The sequence below is a fragment of the Clostridium saudiense genome, assembly GCF_000577815.1.
GTDB lineage: Bacteria > Bacillota > Clostridia > Clostridiales > Clostridiaceae > Clostridium > Clostridium saudiense.
In genome coordinates, this window is sequence record NZ_CBYM010000008.1 from 84526 (window position 1) to 100034 (window position 15509).

The following is a 15509-nucleotide window of genomic DNA, read 5'->3' on the forward strand; positions in this document are numbered from 1 at the left end:
CTGGAGGGGCAAAAATGGGTAAAAGAATAGATGGCAAAGAAATAGCTTTAGAAATAAAAGAGGAAATTAAAGAGTTTGTAAATAAGAGAAAAGAAAACAATTTAAATGTTCCTAAGGTAGCATCTATATTAGTTGGAAATGATGGAGGATCTTTATTTTATTTAAATAATCAAGAAAAGGTAGCAACATCATTAGGAATGGAATTTGAAAAAGTTCATTTAAATGAAGAAGTAACAGAAGAAGAATTAATTAATAAGATAGATAAATTAAATAATGATAATACTGTTAGTGGAATAATTCTTCAATTACCATTACCAAAACATATAGATGAAAAGAAAGTTATATCAGCTATATCTCCTAAGAAGGATGTTGATTGTTTAACATTTGTTAATCAAGGAAAGCTATATATGGGAGAAGATACTTTTATGCCATGTACGCCTAAATCGGTATTAACAATTTTAAAAAGCTTAAATATTAATTTAGAAGGTATGGAAGTTGTTGTTATTGGAAGAAGTAATATTGTTGGTAAGCCAGCTGGAGCATTATTACTTAAGGAAAATTGTACAGTAACAATGTGCCATTCAAGAACTAAAAATTTAAGGGAAGTATGTAAAAGAGCAGACATTTTAGTTGTTGCAATTGGAAAGGCAAAGTTTGTAGATGAAAGCTTTGTAAAAGATGGAGCTATAGTAATAGACGTAGGAACAAACTCTGTTGAAGGAAAGATTACAGGGGATGTAGATTTTGATAAAGTTATTGATGTAGCTTCATTTGTTACTCCAGTTCCTGGCGGTGTAGGCGCGCTTACTACTACCTTACTTATGAAAAATGCATGTGAGGCTATAGAAAAGTATGAAGATTAAAACCTTAACGGTATCTGAAGTTAATAATTATATAAAAAAAATATTAGATAATGATTTTATATTAAATAATCTTTCAGTTAGGGGAGAAATTTCTAATTTAAAATATCACTCAAGTGGTCATATTTATTTTTCATTAAAAGATGATAATAGCAAAATTAACTGTATTATGTTCAAAAGCAAAAGCTATGATTTAGATTTTGTTCTTAAAGAAGGTATGGCTGTAATAGTTTCTGGTAGAGCTTCTGTTTACTCTGCTAATGGAACTTTTCAGTTATACTGTGATAGAATTGAACAAGAAGGACTAGGTGAGCTTCACATAAAGTTTGAAAAGCTAAAAGAAAAATTAAGTAGGGAGGGGTATTTTGATGAAGAACTTAAAAAACCCCTTCCTAAAAATCCTTATAGAATCGGAGTAGTTACATCAGAAACTGGTGCAGCTATATGTGATATAATAAATGTTATACGAAGAAGAAATAGTAAAGTAGATATTGTTCTTTATCCAGCATTAGTGCAAGGAGAAGGGGCTTATAAAACTGTAATTGATGGGATTGAATATTTTAATAAGACTAAGAGTGTAGAAGTTATAATCATAGGAAGAGGCGGAGGATCGCTTGAAGAATTATGGAATTTCAATGAAGAAGCCTTAGCTTATGCAATCCATAAATCAAATTTACCCATAGTTTCAGCAGTAGGTCATGAGGTAGATTTTACAATATCTGATTTTGTATCAGATTTTAGAGCTGCTACACCTTCACAAGCAGCAGAGGTAGTTGTACCTTTAGAAAGAGAATTATATAGGGAAATTAATGAATTTGAAAATAAATTAAACTTTATTATAGATAGTAAATTATCTAGTGAAAAAAGAAAACTTATGAATTTAGAAAAAGTTTTAAGTTTAAATTCACCAAGTAGCAAAATAGCTAATGCATATATAGAAATAGATAATTTAAAAGAAAAAATAGAAAAAATTATAGCATTTAAAATAAAGAGCAATAAAGAAAAAATATTTTCACTTAATAATGTATTAAATGCTCATAATCCAATAAATATATTAAGAAAAGGATATGCTATAATAGAAGATGAAAATGGAAAGATAATAAAAAGTAAAGATTTCTTTAGTGAAGATAAAGAAATTAAAATTTCTATGGAAGATGGATACGTTATAGGGAATTTTGTTCCAATAGAAAAAGGGGGAAATTGTCATGGCCAAGAAGGAAAGTTATAATGAGATGCTAGAAAACTTAGAAGGCATTTTATCAACTTTAGAAAATGATGAATTAAGTTTAGAAGAAGCTATGAAGGAATATGAAAAAGGAAGCAAAATAGTAAATAAACTATATAAAACCCTAGATACTTTAGAAGGGAAATTTCTAACTATTAAAGAAAATTCTGAAGTTGTGAGGGAAAATGATGTTTAGTGAAATGAAAAAGGAAGTTAATACTTTTCTATTAAATTATTTTGAAAATAAAGGTAGTTTTAATAAAGTAATTTATGATTCAGCTAGTTATAGTCTTAATATTGGTGGAAAAAGAATCAGACCTTTACTTATGTTGCTAACTTATAATATGTATAAAGAAAATTGGAGAGAAATATTAGAATTCTCTAGTGCAATAGAAATGATTCATACATATTCATTAATTCATGATGATTTACCTTGTATGGATAATGATGATTTAAGAAGAGGAAAGCCAACCAATCATAAGGTATATGGTGAGGATATTGCTGTATTAGCAGGAGATGCTTTATTGAATGAAGCAATGAATGTAATGATGAAATTTTCATTAAATCATGGTAGAGAGGCATTAGTGGCATCTCAAAAGATAGCAGAAGCTGCGGGTGCAGAAGGAATGATTGGTGGTCAAGTCGTTGATATAATAAACGAAGGAAAAAAGATAAGTGAAGAAGAGCTTAGATATATGCATATGAAAAAGACAGGCGCACTTATTAAAGTTTCAATAGTAGCTGGTGCAATACTTGGTAATGCATCAGAAGAAGAAATTGAATTATTAGAAAAGTTCGGGGAAAATTTAGGTTTAGCATTTCAAATTAAAGATGATATATTAGATGTTATTGGTAATACTGAAAAACTAGGCAAAAAAGTTTTAAGTGATGAAGAAAATGATAAGACTAATTTCATAAGTATGCATGGTTTGGATTATTGTATTAAGGAATGCGAAAGACTAACTAATGAAAGTATTAATATACTAGATAGCTTATCTGTAAATACGGAAGCTTTAAAAATTTTAACTAAGGAACTTTTGGATAGAGAAAACTAAACAAAGGAATGGTAATTATGTCAAAACTATTAGAGGATATAAATTCACCAACAGATGTTCATGCCTTGACTGATAAAGAGTTATATGAGCTTAGTAATGAAATAAGAAGCTTTTTAATAGATAAGGTATCAAAAACTGGAGGACATTTATCTTCAAATTTAGGTGTAGTAGAGTTAACGCTTAGTTTATATAAGAGCTTTAATTTTGAAGAAGATAAAATAGTATGGGATGTTGGACATCAAAGTTATGTGCATAAAATATTAACAGGAAGAAAAGATAAATTTGATACATTAAGAAAATATAAAGGTCTTTGTGGATTCCCTAAAATTAGTGAAAGCAAATACGATGCATTTGGAGTTGGGCATAGTAGTACTTCAATTTCAGCAGCTTTAGGAATAGCAAGAGCTAGAGATATAAAAAAAGAAAACTTCAATGTTATTGCAGTTATTGGCGATGGTGCATTAACTGGAGGAATGGCATTAGAAGCCCTTGATGATGTTGGATTTAATAAAACAAATATTATTATAGTTCTAAATGATAATCAAATGTCTATTTCTAAAAATGTAGGTGGTCTTTCAGATCATTTAAATAAACTTAGAGTAGGCCCAGGATATAATAAGCTAAAAGAAGATATTAATAGTACACTTAGCCATAGTGATGCAGGAAAAACTGTAGTTGAGTGTTTACATAGAGTTAAAGATAGTATTAAACATTTATTAGTTCCACCAATGTTATTTGAAAATATGGGAGTTAAATATATTGGACCTATAGATGGGCATAATATAGAATTAATGAATGATGTATTTACTAAAGCAAAGCAAATAAAAGGTCCAGTTATAATTCATACTATTACCCAAAAAGGTAAAGGTTATGAGTATGCTGAACAAAATCCAAATAAATTTCATGGAGTTTCTCCTTTTGATTTAGAAAGTGGAGAAGCATTTATGCCTTCAAAAAAGACATATTCAAAAGTATTTGGAGATACAATGATAGAGCTTGCAAAAAGTAATAGTGATATAGTTGCAATTACTGCAGCCATGCCTGATGGTACAGGCTTAAAAGAGTTTGCAAAAGAATATAAGGATAGATTTTTTGATGTAGGAATAGCAGAGCAACATGCAGTTACACTTGCTGCAGGTATGGCATCTGCAGGTTTAAGACCAGTTTTTGCAGTGTACTCAACATTTTTACAAAGGGGCTATGATCAAATAGTTCATGATGTGTGTATTCAAAATTTACCTGTAGTATTTGCAATTGATAGAGCCGGTATTGTAGGAGATGATGGTGAAACTCATCAAGGAGTTTTTGATTTATCATATTTATCTGCTATACCTAATATGACAATTTTAGCACCAAAACATTTAGAGGAGTTACCTTTAATGCTTAAATGGGCATTAAATCAAAACAGTCCAATAGCAATAAGATATCCAAGAGGTGCTGATTGTGTTAAAGATATTAATCCTATAACTGAAATAAAATATGGAAAATGGGAAAAAATAATAAGCGGTGATAAAATTGCAATAATTGCTGTTGGTAAAATGGTTCAACATGCAATGATAGCTTCAGATTCATTAAAGGATAAAGGAATAAATCCAACAGTAATAGGAGCTACTTTCGTTAAACCGATAGATACAGAAATGTTAAAAGAATTGTCTACTCAAGGATATGATATTATCACAATTGAAGACAATGCTATAAATGGCGGTTTTGGAAGCTATGTTTTAATGGAATTAAGCAAACTTGATTTTAAAGGTAAGTTTAAAGCTTTAGGATATGGTGATAGTTTTGTTCCACATGGAGATGTGGAGTTATTATATAGGGATGCGGAGTTAGATCCAGAATCAATAGAAAAGTGCGTTATAAACGTTATGAAATAAAGGAGAAGAATATGGCATCAAAAAAAGAAAGATTAGATGTATTATTAGTTGACAAAGGTATTTGTACATCGAGAGAAAGAGCAAAAACTAATATTATGGCAGGACTTATATTTGTTGATGGACAGAGAGTTGATAAGGCTGGAGAAAAAGTAAGTGTTGATGCAGATATAGTTTTTAAGGGTGAAGAACTTAAGTACGTAAGCCGTGGTGGATTAAAATTAGAAAAAGCAATGAATACTTTTGGAATAGATCTTACTAATAAAGTATGTATGGATATAGGTGCTTCAACAGGAGGATTTACAGATTGTATGCTTCAAAATCATGCAAGTAAAGTATTTTCAGTAGATGTTGGTTATGGACAGTTTGCTTGGAAGTTAAGAACAGATGAAAGAGTTGTTTGCATGGAGAGAACAAATATAAGATATGTAACTCCAGAAGATATTGGTGTGCCATTAGATTTTGCATCAATAGATGTATCATTTATTTCATTAAGAACAATAATGCCTGCAGTTAAAAATCTTTTAGGTGACAAAGGTGAAGTTGTTGCACTAATAAAACCACAGTTTGAAGCTGGAAGAGAAAAGGTAGGGAAAAAAGGTGTTGTAAGAGACATAGAAGTTCATTTAGAGGTTGTAAATAAAATTGTAAACTTCTTAATTGAAAATGACTTTAATGTTTTAGGATTAAGTTTCTCACCAATTAAAGGGCCAGAAGGTAATAGGGAATATTTAGTTTACTTTACAAAAGATAAAGAAAAAGAAGGCACTTTTGAACTAAGTCAAATTGATGATGTAGTAAGAGAATCACATAGCCAGCTATAAATGCTGGCTATAGGTATATAGCAAATAATAAAAGGAGTTAATATGAAAAATATTATAGTAGCATTAAATCCTTCAAAAGATAAAGATGGTAAGATATTATCTTTAGTTATAGAGGAAATTACAAAGGTGTTTAAATATTCAAAAATTACTGTATTAAATAGTTATGAGATGAGTAAATATAAATTTGATAATAAACTTGATTTGCTAATAGTTTTAGGGGGAGACGGTACATTACTAGGTATAGCTAGAGATATAAATGGAAGATATGATGTACCAATCTTAGGAGTGAATATTGGAAATTTAGGTTTTTTATCTAGTATAGAAATACAGGATTTTGGCGAAGCTTTAAATAAGATAAAAAATGGACACTATACTATTCAAAATAGAATCCTTTTAGAATGTACAATGTTAAATGATGAAAATAATGAAAAAGGTAAAGCTTTAAATGATGTAGTTATTGCAAGAGGTACATTATCAAGAATGGTTAAATTTGAAGTGTTTATCGATAATAAGCTTTATTATAGATTTAAAGGTGATGGAATAATAATTGCAACTCCTACTGGATCAACTGGATATTCATTTTCAGCAGGAGGACCATTTATTTATCCTGATGTAGATGTAATTACATTGACTCCTATTTGTCCACATACAAGGGGAATGCAACCTATAGTTTTAAAAAGTAGTAGTGAAATACTTATAAAAGCAGAAAATTATAATGGAGAAATTTATTTAACCTTTGATGGACAAGAAGCTAAACAAATTAATGATAATACATCCATAATAATAAAAAAATCTGATTATTTAGCAAAAATTATGTTATTTGATAACTATGATTATTTTAATGTTTTAAGACAAAAAATATTAGATAATTAAAAAAAGAAAAGAATTACAGATGGAGAAGGTGATTAATTTGAAGTCCAAAAGACACAATCAAATTTTAGATATTATTAATAATAATGATATAGAAACACAAGAAGAGTTAGCAGAAGCACTTAAGAAATCTGGATATGATGTAACACAAGCAACAGTATCAAGAGATATAAAATTATTAAAGCTTGTTAAGATGCAAAGTGAAAATGGTAAATATAAATATAGTGCACCAACAAAAGAGGAAAGAGGTATAAATGATAAATTATATAGCATATTAAAAAATGCTGCAATTTCTGCAGAACAAGTTGATAAGTTTGTTGTTGTAAAAACTTTAACAGGTGCAGCATCAGCAGCAGCAGAAGCTATAGATAGTTTATATACTAACGATGTTGCTGGTACTATTGCAGGAGATAATACAATTTTTGTTTTAGTAAGAACTGATGAAAAGGCTTTAGAACTTATTTCTAAGATAAGAAAGATGATTTCTTAATTATTTAAAGGTGGGGTATAATGCTAGTTGAATTAAATATTAAAAATTTCGCGTTAATTCAAGAGTTATCGGTAGAGTTTGGTGCGGGATTCAATATATTATCAGGAGAAACCGGTGCAGGTAAATCAATTCTTATTGATACTATAGATTATGTATTAGGTGGAAAGTTTTCTAAAGATCAAATAAGATATGGTGAAGATAAAACAATTGTTGAAGCTGTTTTTTCTATAGAAAATGATGAAGTTTATGAAGTATTAGATGAATTATCTATAGATAGAGATGAAATGCTTATTATTAGAAGAGAAACAACTCTAAATGGTAAAAGCATTATTAAAGTTAACAATAGAAGTATTGTTTTATCTCAATTAAAAAGGATTAGAGAAAAACTTTTAGATATCCATGGCCAGCATCAAAATCAAAATTTACTTAATAGAGGAACTCATATTCTATATGTAGATGAATTTTATCATGAAAAAATAAAAGATTTACTTAGTGAATTTGAAGAGTTAAGACATGTATATATAGAAAATATTGAAAAGATAAACGAGTTAAAAGGTAATGAAGATAGAGAAAAATTAGCAGACTATATTAAGTTCCAAATTGAAGATATAGAAAAAGCTAATCTAAAAATTAATGAAGAAGAGGATCTTAAAGATGAATTCAATATGCTTTCAAATGCTGAAAAAATTTCTAATAGCTTAGTTAAATCATATGGGTATTTAAATTCATCTAATGATGGAATTTCTGTATTAGAAGGACTATCAAAGGTTATATCGGAATTATCATTAGTAGAAAATGTTTCAGAAGTAATTAAAGAAAAGAAAAATCAAATTGAAGAAGCATTTTATAATTTAGAAGAAGTAACAAGAGAAATTCGTGATATTGGTAGTGAAATAACTTATGACGAAGATAGATTAGCACAAATAAATGAAAGAATTTATAGTATAGGAATTTATAAAAAGAAATATGGAAATTCAATAAGAGAAATCCTAGAAAATTTAAAAAATTTAAAAGAAAAATATAATGAATTAGTTAATAGTGAAGAAATAATTAACAAATTAAAAGAAGAGCAAAGAAAACTTGAAGAAAAAATGAAGGTTATAGGTGAAAAACTTCATAATTTAAGAGTTGAAGCAAGTGAAATATTAGAAGTTAACATAAAAAAAGAATTGTCTTATGTTGGGCTTGAAAAAGCTATAATTAAAATAGAAGTTCTTTTAACTGAAAATATGAATAGTAGAGGATATGATGAAGTACAATTTTTAGTTTCTGCAAATCCAGGAGAACCATTAAAGCCATTAGAGAAAGTACTATCTGGTGGTGAGCTTTCAAGAATAATGTTAGCTTTAAAATGTGTTTTTGTAGATAAGGATAAAATTCCTACATTAATTTTTGACGAAATAGATACTGGTATAAGTGGAACTATAGGAAAACGTGTTGGTGAAAAAATGTACGAAGTATCAATAAAACACCAAGTTTTATGTATTACACATTTACCACAAATTGCAGCACTTTCAGATAATCATTACTTTGTTTCTAAGGAAGTATTAAATGGAAAAACATTTACTGGAATTAGAATGCTAAATAGAGATGATAAAATTAGGGAAATTGCTAAAATGGTTGGTGGAGATGAAATTAGTGATGTTACTATCGAAAATGCATCAGAAATGGTGAAATTTGCCGAAATAAAAAAGAAAGAGATGAAAAATAATTAGCTTTTATATACATAAGGCTTTGAAATACTGCAAACAATAAAATCATGGTAATTTATCATGGTTTTATTTTTTTTATATAAAATGTATTTAAATATAAATTTTTAACTATGTTAACAGAGTTATTACAGCATATAAAGATAGTATAGCGGGAAAATTAATGTCAGAAGGCAAGGAGGAGATAAAATGATTAAAAAAATATTAAAGTATTTTAGTATAATTACTGCTCCAATAGCTATTTTGGCATTAGTAGCATATTTAAGTGTTTCGCAACTGCCAGAAAAAATATACATTAATGATAGTACCGAAGTGTCAGATATTTCTGTACATAACCAAGGTGTATTAAATACTGTTAAATTAACTAAAGATAAAGTTAATATTGATTTCCTTGGTCTTATTCCAATAAAATCAGTGGCAGTACAAAAATTAGAGGATATTAAATTATATCCTGGAGGAACAAGTGTAGGTATAAAATTATCAACAGAAGGTGTATTAGTAGTAGGTTTTTCAGATGTAGATACTAGAGATGGAAATGAATTAAGTCCAGCAAAAGCAGCAGGAATACAATTAGGAGATGTTTTATTAAAGGTAAATGGAAAAGATGTTGAAAGTTCAAAGCAATTGATCACTTTAATTAAAGAAGCAAATTCTAGTACTGTTAATGTAGAATTTATCCGTGAAGGTTGTAAATTCAATAAAGATATTGAATTAGTGAAAGAAGGAGAAGACTACAAATTAGGCTTGTGGGTCAGAGATTCTACAGCTGGTATAGGAACATTAACTTTCTATCATGAAGATAGTGAAACTTTTGGTGCTTTAGGTCATCCTATAACAGATGGTGATACTAATACTACATTTACAATTAAAGATGGAGATCTTTTATCAGCATCAATTTTAAGTGTTAGAAAAGGTGAAAAAGGAGTACCAGGAGAATTAAGAGGATTATTTGTAAATGAAAAGAATTCTATAGGAGAAATAAAAAATAATTCTACTTCAGGGATTTTTGGAAATTCATATGAACCATTAATAAATCCTAAATTTAGTGAACCAATGTCAGTTGGTTTTAGAAATGAAGTGGTTGAAGGTCCAGCTACAATAATAACTACAATTGATGATGAAGGACCAAAAGAATATGATATTGAAATAGTTAAGTTACTCCAACAAGATAAGAGTGGACCAAAGAGTATGATAATAAGAGTAACTGATGAAGAGTTATTAAGTAAAACTGGTGGAATAGTTCAAGGAATGAGTGGAAGTCCAATAATACAAAATGATAAAATTGTAGGTGCTGTAACTCATGTACTTATTAATAAGCCAGATATAGGATATGGTATATATATAGAATGGATGCTTGAAGAAGCAGGGATTATAGAATAAATAAAGTTGAAAAATGCAATCGTAAGATATAGTATTTTTAAAGAATTATACTATATCTTACGATTTTAAGATTAATATATTATTTTACAAAAAAACTACAACATTTTTATAAAAAAATTTCAAAATAATGTCAAAACCCCTATTATATTTTTAAATTTTATGTTATAATACAATCAATGGAGTTAAAAAGCATGTAAATATAACTGAATTAGAAGTTTTAGAAAATAAACTAATTTAAGTTTTAATGTTATTTTAAGTTTTAAATTTAAAAAAAATACTATTATGATGGGTAGAAAGGGAGAGAAAACGATGGATGGAAATAAAATATCTGTAATTATTGCTGATGATAATAAAGAATTCTGTAGTATTTTGAATGACTATCTTTTAAATCAAAAAGATATAGTTGTAACAGGGATTGCGAAGGATGGAAAAGAGGCATTAACACTAATTGAGGAGAAGAAACCTGATTTAGTTGTTTTAGACATAATTATGCCACATTTAGATGGTTTAGGGGTTTTAGAAAGATTAAATTCTATGGATTTAGATAAATTCCCAAGAATAGTTGTTTTATCTGCAGTAGGACAAGATAAAATAACTCAAAGAGCTATAACTTTAGGTGCTGATTATTATGTAGTAAAACCTTTTGATATGGACATATTCACTAAACGTATTAGAGATATGTTTAATGATACAATCGGAAATAATGAGCCAGTTAAAAAGCAAGTTGCTATGACTGCTACTGAAATGATTAGTACAAGTAACAACAGGGGTCCTGTTGATTTAGAAACTGAAATTACAAACATAATTCATGAAATAGGTGTACCTGCACATATTAAGGGATATATGTATTTAAGAGAAGCTATTACTATGGTTGTTAATGATATGGAATTATTATCAGCTGTAACTAAGGAATTATATCCTTCAATCGCTAAGAAATATAATACAACAGCTTCAAGAGTTGAAAGAGCTATCAGACATGCTATTGAAGTTGCTTGGGGTAGAGGACAAGTAGAAGCTATCAATAAGTTATTTGGTTATACTGTACACAATGAAAAAGGTAAGCCAACAAATTCAGAATTCATAGCTATCATTGCAGACAAGCTAAGATTAAAGAATAAAGTGTCTTAATATATATAAAGACAGTAACGGATTTTAAAATCAGTTACTGTCTTTTTTAGATTTTTCTATTTTCATTTCTTTTTCTAATACAAAAGTCATGATTATTCTTATAATAAATACTGAAGCTAAAATAATTAATTCATCCATATTTTTAATGATAACAGTCTTCAATATTTCTGCTGCTAACTTAAAATCTAAAGTTGTAACCATAACATCTGCAAATTCATATTTAATATCAACATCTCTTTTGAAAAATCTTTTTAAAATATAGTGATAAAAAGCTGTAAAGACTCCAAGAGTTAAAATCAAAATTCCCATAAGCTCAAAAATATGAATAAGAATAGGTAAATATTTGTTAAATAATTCTTCCAAAATGTATACACCTCAAATTGATAATATCTTTAGGTTACCCAAAGCTTAAAAAATAATACGAATATAGTAATAAACTTATAAATAATTATTAGAATAAAACATATGTGTATTAAATATTTTGAAAGAATGTAGGAAAACTAAATATGTACGAAACTATATGTAAAGGAGAAAAGGATGGAAAAAAATAAATTAAGGGAAATACAAAAAGAATTAATAATTTGTGAAAAACCATCAAGCTATTTAGAAGAAATTAAAGATTCGTTAAGAAATACACCTTTGGATGCATTACTTATACTTCAAAATACAGAACAAAACCTTAAATATCATCCAGAGGGAAATGTCTGGAATCATGTTATGCAAGTGATAGATACAGCAGCTAAAGTAAAAGAATTTGCAAATGATAAAGAAAGTTTAATGATGGGTGCATTATTACATGATGTAGGAAAAGGCCCAACAACAAAGAAAAATAAACAAGGAAGATGGATTTCGTATAATCATGATGTAGAAGGAGTAAAATTAGCAGAAAAAATATTAGATTATTATAATTATGAAAATGATGAAAAAAGTAAAATATTAAATTTAATAAAATATCATATGCATCATCTTTATATAATTCAAGATTTACCTTTTGCAAAAACAAAAGAAATGATAAAAGATGTAGATTTAAATGATATGATTTTACTATTTATAAGTGACAGATTAGGAAGAGGGCAATTAGAAGATAATAAAAAAGCAAAAGAAATAGAAGATATAAAAAAAGTTATATCAATTTTAGAAGAAAACTACAATTTGGATTTAAAAAATATAAAGGAAAAAGTGAAAAAAATAGAAAAAATTATATAAAATTTAAGTTACATATATTCACTTATGAATATACTAGAAATTACTATCATATTATTAAGATATAACAATATGGGGGTGGTTTCTTTGGAGATTATAAGTAAATTAAACTTAAATAAAAAAGAAAATAAGTTTTATTATTTTATGGTTTTTATATTCTTTTGCGTAGGTATAGCATTAGGTACATATATAGTCAAATATATGAGTGCAAGAGATGCAACAGATCTTACGAGCTATTTTTCTACATTTACTGAAAGTATAGCAAAAGAAGCAGTGAATAATAAAGTTTTATTATTTAATATACTAAAGAAAAATTTAATGCTTATAACAATAATTATAGCATTGTCCTTTACAGTATTTGGGACGCCAATAATTCTTTTATTGGATTTAGTTAAAGGATTTACATTAGGATATACCTTTAGCTTTTTAATTTCAACCTTCGACGGTAAAGGATTATGGTTAGCGTTAGCTTCAACAATACCACAGAATATTATTTATATTCCTTGCTTTATAGCATTAAGTATAGTTGGAATTGAATTTTCTTCAACAAAACTTAAAGATAAGTTCTTTAATAAAGGTAAAGTAAATACAATAGTAGAGAGAGAACTAATTTTAAAGATTGGGGTATTGGCATGTGTATTCATTATCGGAACTCTAATTGAAGCATATCTTGGTCCAAATATTATTAAGTTTGTAGTTACAAATGTTTATAAAGTTGGTTAATTAATAGATGATTATAAAAGGAAATTCTAAAGCTGTTGTCGAATAATAATAATTAAGGTGGGAATGGGGAGAATTATGAAAGAAATAGTAAATGAATATCGTGAGTCATTACTTGAAAGTCATAAAAGTGATAACACTGTTTATGCTTACGTAACTGATGTGAATTTGTATATCAAGTATCTAAATAGTAAAGATATATATTTAGATGAAACTGACAATGTTACAGTTAAAAATTATATCGACCATTTGTTGGAAGAAGGAAAATCTGAAAGATCAATAAGTAGAATTGTTATTAGCTTAAGAAGCTTTTATAATTATTTAAAAGATCAAAAGATAATAAGAGATATACCGAAGATATATTATAAGAGTACAGATCAATCAAAGAAGCTTCCAGAAATATTAACCGTTGAAGAAGTAGATAAGATTATTAAAGTAGTAGATAAGGATTGTAATAAGGGAATTAGAGACAATGCATTATTAGAACTTATGTATGCTACAGGAATGAAAGTTTCTGAAATAATTAATCTATCTGTTGAAGATGTAAATTTAGATTTACTATATGTTAGATGTCATGATAATAAAAATTATGAAAGACTTATCCCTATTGGAAGAAGCGCAGAAGCGGCTTTAAGGGAATATTTATCTATAAGGGATATAATAGCTTCAGCAGGAGTACACAATTTGTTTGTTAATTTAAATGGTAACCAATTAACAAGACAAGGAGTTTGGAGAATAGTAAAAGAATATTCTCACAAAGCAGGAATAAATAAAGATGTTAATTTAAATACATTTAGACATTCCTTTGCAGTACACCTACTTCAAAATGGAGCAAATGTAAGAGCGGTACAAAAACTTTTAGGAAATCAAGTATTAACTTACATGGACACTTACTATGAGATAATAAATAATGATAAAATAAACTTGGTTTATAAAAACTCCCATCCGAGAGCTTAAGGCTTTTAAAAAGGGGCTTTATATACGAAAGGAGAAAAAATATGAAAAGAGCTATATTAATTGTATTAGACAGTGTAGGAGTTGGAGAATTAGAGGATGCAAAGAGCTATGGTGATGAAGGAAGTCATACTTTAGATCATGTATATAAATCTTGTAATGGTCTTGAAATAAAAGAACTAGAAAAGTTAGGAATAGGTAACATAGAAGGTGTTAATGCTCCTAAGAAATGTGAAAATGCTATAGGTGCTTATGGTAGAAGCAAAGAGGCATCAAAAGGAAAGGATACTGTTACAGGGCACTGGGAAATTAGTGGTGTAATTTTAGAAAAACCTTTAAATACTTACCCACAAGGTTTCTCTAAGGAAATAATAGATGAATTTATAAAGAGAGCAAATATAAAAGGAATATTAGGTAATGTTGTTGCTTCAGGAACTCAAATAATTGAAGATTTGGGAGAAGAACATGTTAAAACTGGATATCCGATTATATATACATCTGCAGATAGTGTATTCCAAATTGCGGCTCATGAAGATATTATTCCAGTTGAGAAATTATATGAAATGTGCCAAATAGCAAGAGATATGCTTGTAAATGAATGGGCAGTAGGAAGAGTTATTGCAAGACCTTTTATAGGAGAAGCTCCAAACTTCAAGAGAACTTCTAATAGAAGAGATTATGCATTAGATCCTTTTAATAAGACTATGCTTGAATATTTAAAAGAAGAAAATTTAGAAGTTGCAGCCGTTGGTAAAATTGAAGATATCTACAATGGAAAGGGTATTACTTGTGCAGTTCATACAAAAAGCAATATGGATGGTGTAGATAAAACTTTAGATTATATGGATACTATAAAAGAAGGTCTTATCTTTACAAATCTTGTTGACTTTGACATGTTATATGGACATAGAAATGATCCAAGTGGATACGGAAAAGCTTTAGAAGAGTTCGATAATAGACTACAAGAAATTTATTCAAAAATGACTGATGAGGATATCCTTATAATAACAGCTGACCACGGCTGTGATCCTACAACTAGCAGTACAGATCACTCAAGAGAGCATATACCTGTAATAGTTTATGGAAAACATGTAAAACCAGGAGTTAATATTGGAACAAGAGAAACATTCGCTGATATAGGAAAAACAATATTAGATTTCTTTAATGTTAAGAATGAATTAGTTGGAAAAAGCTTCTTAAATGAAATAATGGAATAG

16 protein-coding genes are annotated in these 15509 nt (G+C 28.2%); 15 read left to right on the forward strand and 1 reads right to left on the reverse strand.

What is annotated here, in order from left to right:
• Positions 1-14: 14 nt before the first annotated feature.
• The 11 genes from TY07_RS06145 to spo0A all read left to right on the forward strand — a co-directional run bounded on the left by TY07_RS06145 (position 15) and on the right by spo0A (position 11415).
• The gene (locus TY07_RS06145) at positions 15-863 is read left to right on the forward strand and encodes a bifunctional 5,10-methylenetetrahydrofolate dehydrogenase/5,10-methenyltetrahydrofolate cyclohydrolase (RefSeq protein ID WP_042396761.1); all 849 of its coding nucleotides are present in this window, start codon (positions 15-17) and stop codon (positions 861-863) included.
• The gene (gene xseA, locus TY07_RS06150) at positions 853-2088 is read left to right on the forward strand and encodes an exodeoxyribonuclease VII large subunit (RefSeq protein WP_042396762.1); all 1236 of its coding nucleotides are present in this window, start codon (positions 853-855) and stop codon (positions 2086-2088) included. Before TY07_RS06145 ends, xseA begins: the two co-directional genes overlap by 11 nt.
• Positions 2066-2281, forward strand: coding sequence for an exodeoxyribonuclease VII small subunit (gene xseB / locus TY07_RS06155; RefSeq protein ID WP_042396764.1), 216 nt, complete (start codon positions 2066-2068; stop codon positions 2279-2281). Before xseA ends, xseB begins: the two co-directional genes overlap by 23 nt.
• The gene (locus tag TY07_RS06160; protein ID WP_042396766.1) at positions 2271-3140 is read left to right on the forward strand and encodes a polyprenyl synthetase family protein; all 870 of its coding nucleotides are present in this window, start codon (positions 2271-2273) and stop codon (positions 3138-3140) included. The genes xseB and TY07_RS06160 overlap by 11 nt, the downstream gene beginning before the upstream one ends.
• A gap of 17 nt (positions 3141-3157) precedes the next feature.
• Entirely contained in the window at positions 3158-5017 is a 1860-nt protein-coding gene (gene dxs, locus TY07_RS06165; RefSeq protein ID WP_042396767.1) for a 1-deoxy-D-xylulose-5-phosphate synthase, read from the forward strand.
• Between the two features lie 11 nt (positions 5018-5028).
• Positions 5029-5838, forward strand: coding sequence for a TlyA family RNA methyltransferase (locus tag TY07_RS06170; protein WP_042396769.1), 810 nt, complete (start codon positions 5029-5031; stop codon positions 5836-5838).
• A 42-nt stretch (positions 5839-5880) separates the two neighbouring features.
• On the forward strand, positions 5881-6711 hold the full coding sequence (locus TY07_RS06175) for an NAD(+)/NADH kinase (protein ID WP_042396772.1): 831 nt from the start codon (positions 5881-5883) through the stop codon (positions 6709-6711).
• A 37-nt stretch (positions 6712-6748) separates the two neighbouring features.
• Positions 6749-7198 (forward strand): arginine repressor, encoded by a 450-nt coding sequence (locus TY07_RS06180; RefSeq protein WP_042396774.1) that lies wholly within the window; start codon positions 6749-6751, stop codon positions 7196-7198.
• A 20-nt stretch (positions 7199-7218) separates the two neighbouring features.
• Entirely contained in the window at positions 7219-8913 is a 1695-nt protein-coding gene (gene recN, locus TY07_RS06185) for a DNA repair protein RecN (protein ID WP_042396776.1), read from the forward strand.
• Between the two features lie 183 nt (positions 8914-9096).
• A complete protein-coding gene (gene spoIVB / locus TY07_RS06190; protein ID WP_042396778.1) occupies positions 9097-10287 on the forward strand; it encodes a SpoIVB peptidase in 1191 nt (396 codons plus the stop codon).
• 309 nt (positions 10288-10596) lie between these two features.
• On the forward strand, positions 10597-11415 hold the full coding sequence (gene spo0A / locus TY07_RS06195) for a sporulation transcription factor Spo0A (RefSeq protein ID WP_042396781.1): 819 nt from the start codon (positions 10597-10599) through the stop codon (positions 11413-11415).
• A 30-nt stretch (positions 11416-11445) separates the two neighbouring features.
• Here spo0A and TY07_RS06200 read toward each other — a convergent pair whose 3' ends face one another.
• Positions 11446-11778, reverse strand: a complete 333-nt coding sequence (locus TY07_RS06200) for a DUF1622 domain-containing protein (RefSeq protein WP_243275558.1) — start codon at positions 11776-11778, stop codon at positions 11446-11448.
• 174 nt (positions 11779-11952) lie between these two features.
• Here TY07_RS06200 and TY07_RS06205 point away from each other — a divergent pair, with 174 nt between their 5' ends.
• From TY07_RS06205 to TY07_RS06220, 4 genes are all read left to right on the forward strand, one after another.
• Complete coding sequence (locus TY07_RS06205; RefSeq protein WP_042396786.1) at positions 11953-12621, forward strand: HD domain-containing protein; 669 nt, start codon at positions 11953-11955, stop codon at positions 12619-12621.
• A gap of 84 nt (positions 12622-12705) precedes the next feature.
• Positions 12706-13341 (forward strand): stage II sporulation protein M, encoded by a 636-nt coding sequence (spoIIM, locus tag TY07_RS06210; RefSeq protein ID WP_078061300.1) that lies wholly within the window; start codon positions 12706-12708, stop codon positions 13339-13341.
• A 75-nt stretch (positions 13342-13416) separates the two neighbouring features.
• A complete protein-coding gene (locus TY07_RS06215) occupies positions 13417-14295 on the forward strand; it encodes a tyrosine-type recombinase/integrase (RefSeq protein ID WP_042396791.1) in 879 nt (292 codons plus the stop codon).
• Positions 14296-14336: 41 nt separating this feature from the next.
• On the forward strand, positions 14337-15509 hold the full coding sequence (locus TY07_RS06220; RefSeq protein ID WP_042396795.1) for a phosphopentomutase: 1173 nt from the start codon (positions 14337-14339) through the stop codon (positions 15507-15509).

Bases quoted from the DNA above. Each gene is read 5' to 3' on its own strand.
- TY07_RS06205 (WP_042396786.1), top strand. From the start codon at position 11,953: ATGGAAAAAAATAAATTAAGGGAAATACAAAAAGAATTAATAATTTGT.
- TY07_RS06170 (WP_042396769.1), top strand. From the start codon at position 5,029: ATGGCATCAAAAAAAGAAAGATTAGATGTATTATTAGTTGACAAAGGT.
- TY07_RS06215 (WP_042396791.1), top strand. From the start codon at position 13,417: ATGAAAGAAATAGTAAATGAATATCGTGAGTCATTACTTGAAAGTCAT.
- TY07_RS06160 (WP_042396766.1), top strand. From the start codon at position 2,271: ATGATGTTTAGTGAAATGAAAAAGGAAGTTAATACTTTTCTATTAAAT.
- spo0A (WP_042396781.1), top strand. From the start codon at position 10,597: ATGGATGGAAATAAAATATCTGTAATTATTGCTGATGATAATAAAGAA.
- TY07_RS06220 (WP_042396795.1), top strand. From the start codon at position 14,337: ATGAAAAGAGCTATATTAATTGTATTAGACAGTGTAGGAGTTGGAGAA.
- xseB (WP_042396764.1), top strand. From the start codon at position 2,066: ATGGCCAAGAAGGAAAGTTATAATGAGATGCTAGAAAACTTAGAAGGC.
- recN (WP_042396776.1), top strand. From the start codon at position 7,219: ATGCTAGTTGAATTAAATATTAAAAATTTCGCGTTAATTCAAGAGTTA.
- xseA (WP_042396762.1), top strand. From the start codon at position 853: ATGAAGATTAAAACCTTAACGGTATCTGAAGTTAATAATTATATAAAA.
- TY07_RS06175 (WP_042396772.1), top strand. From the start codon at position 5,881: ATGAAAAATATTATAGTAGCATTAAATCCTTCAAAAGATAAAGATGGT.
- spoIVB (WP_042396778.1), top strand. From the start codon at position 9,097: ATGATTAAAAAAATATTAAAGTATTTTAGTATAATTACTGCTCCAATA.
- TY07_RS06145 (WP_042396761.1), top strand. From the start codon at position 15: ATGGGTAAAAGAATAGATGGCAAAGAAATAGCTTTAGAAATAAAAGAG.
- dxs (WP_042396767.1), top strand. From the start codon at position 3,158: ATGTCAAAACTATTAGAGGATATAAATTCACCAACAGATGTTCATGCC.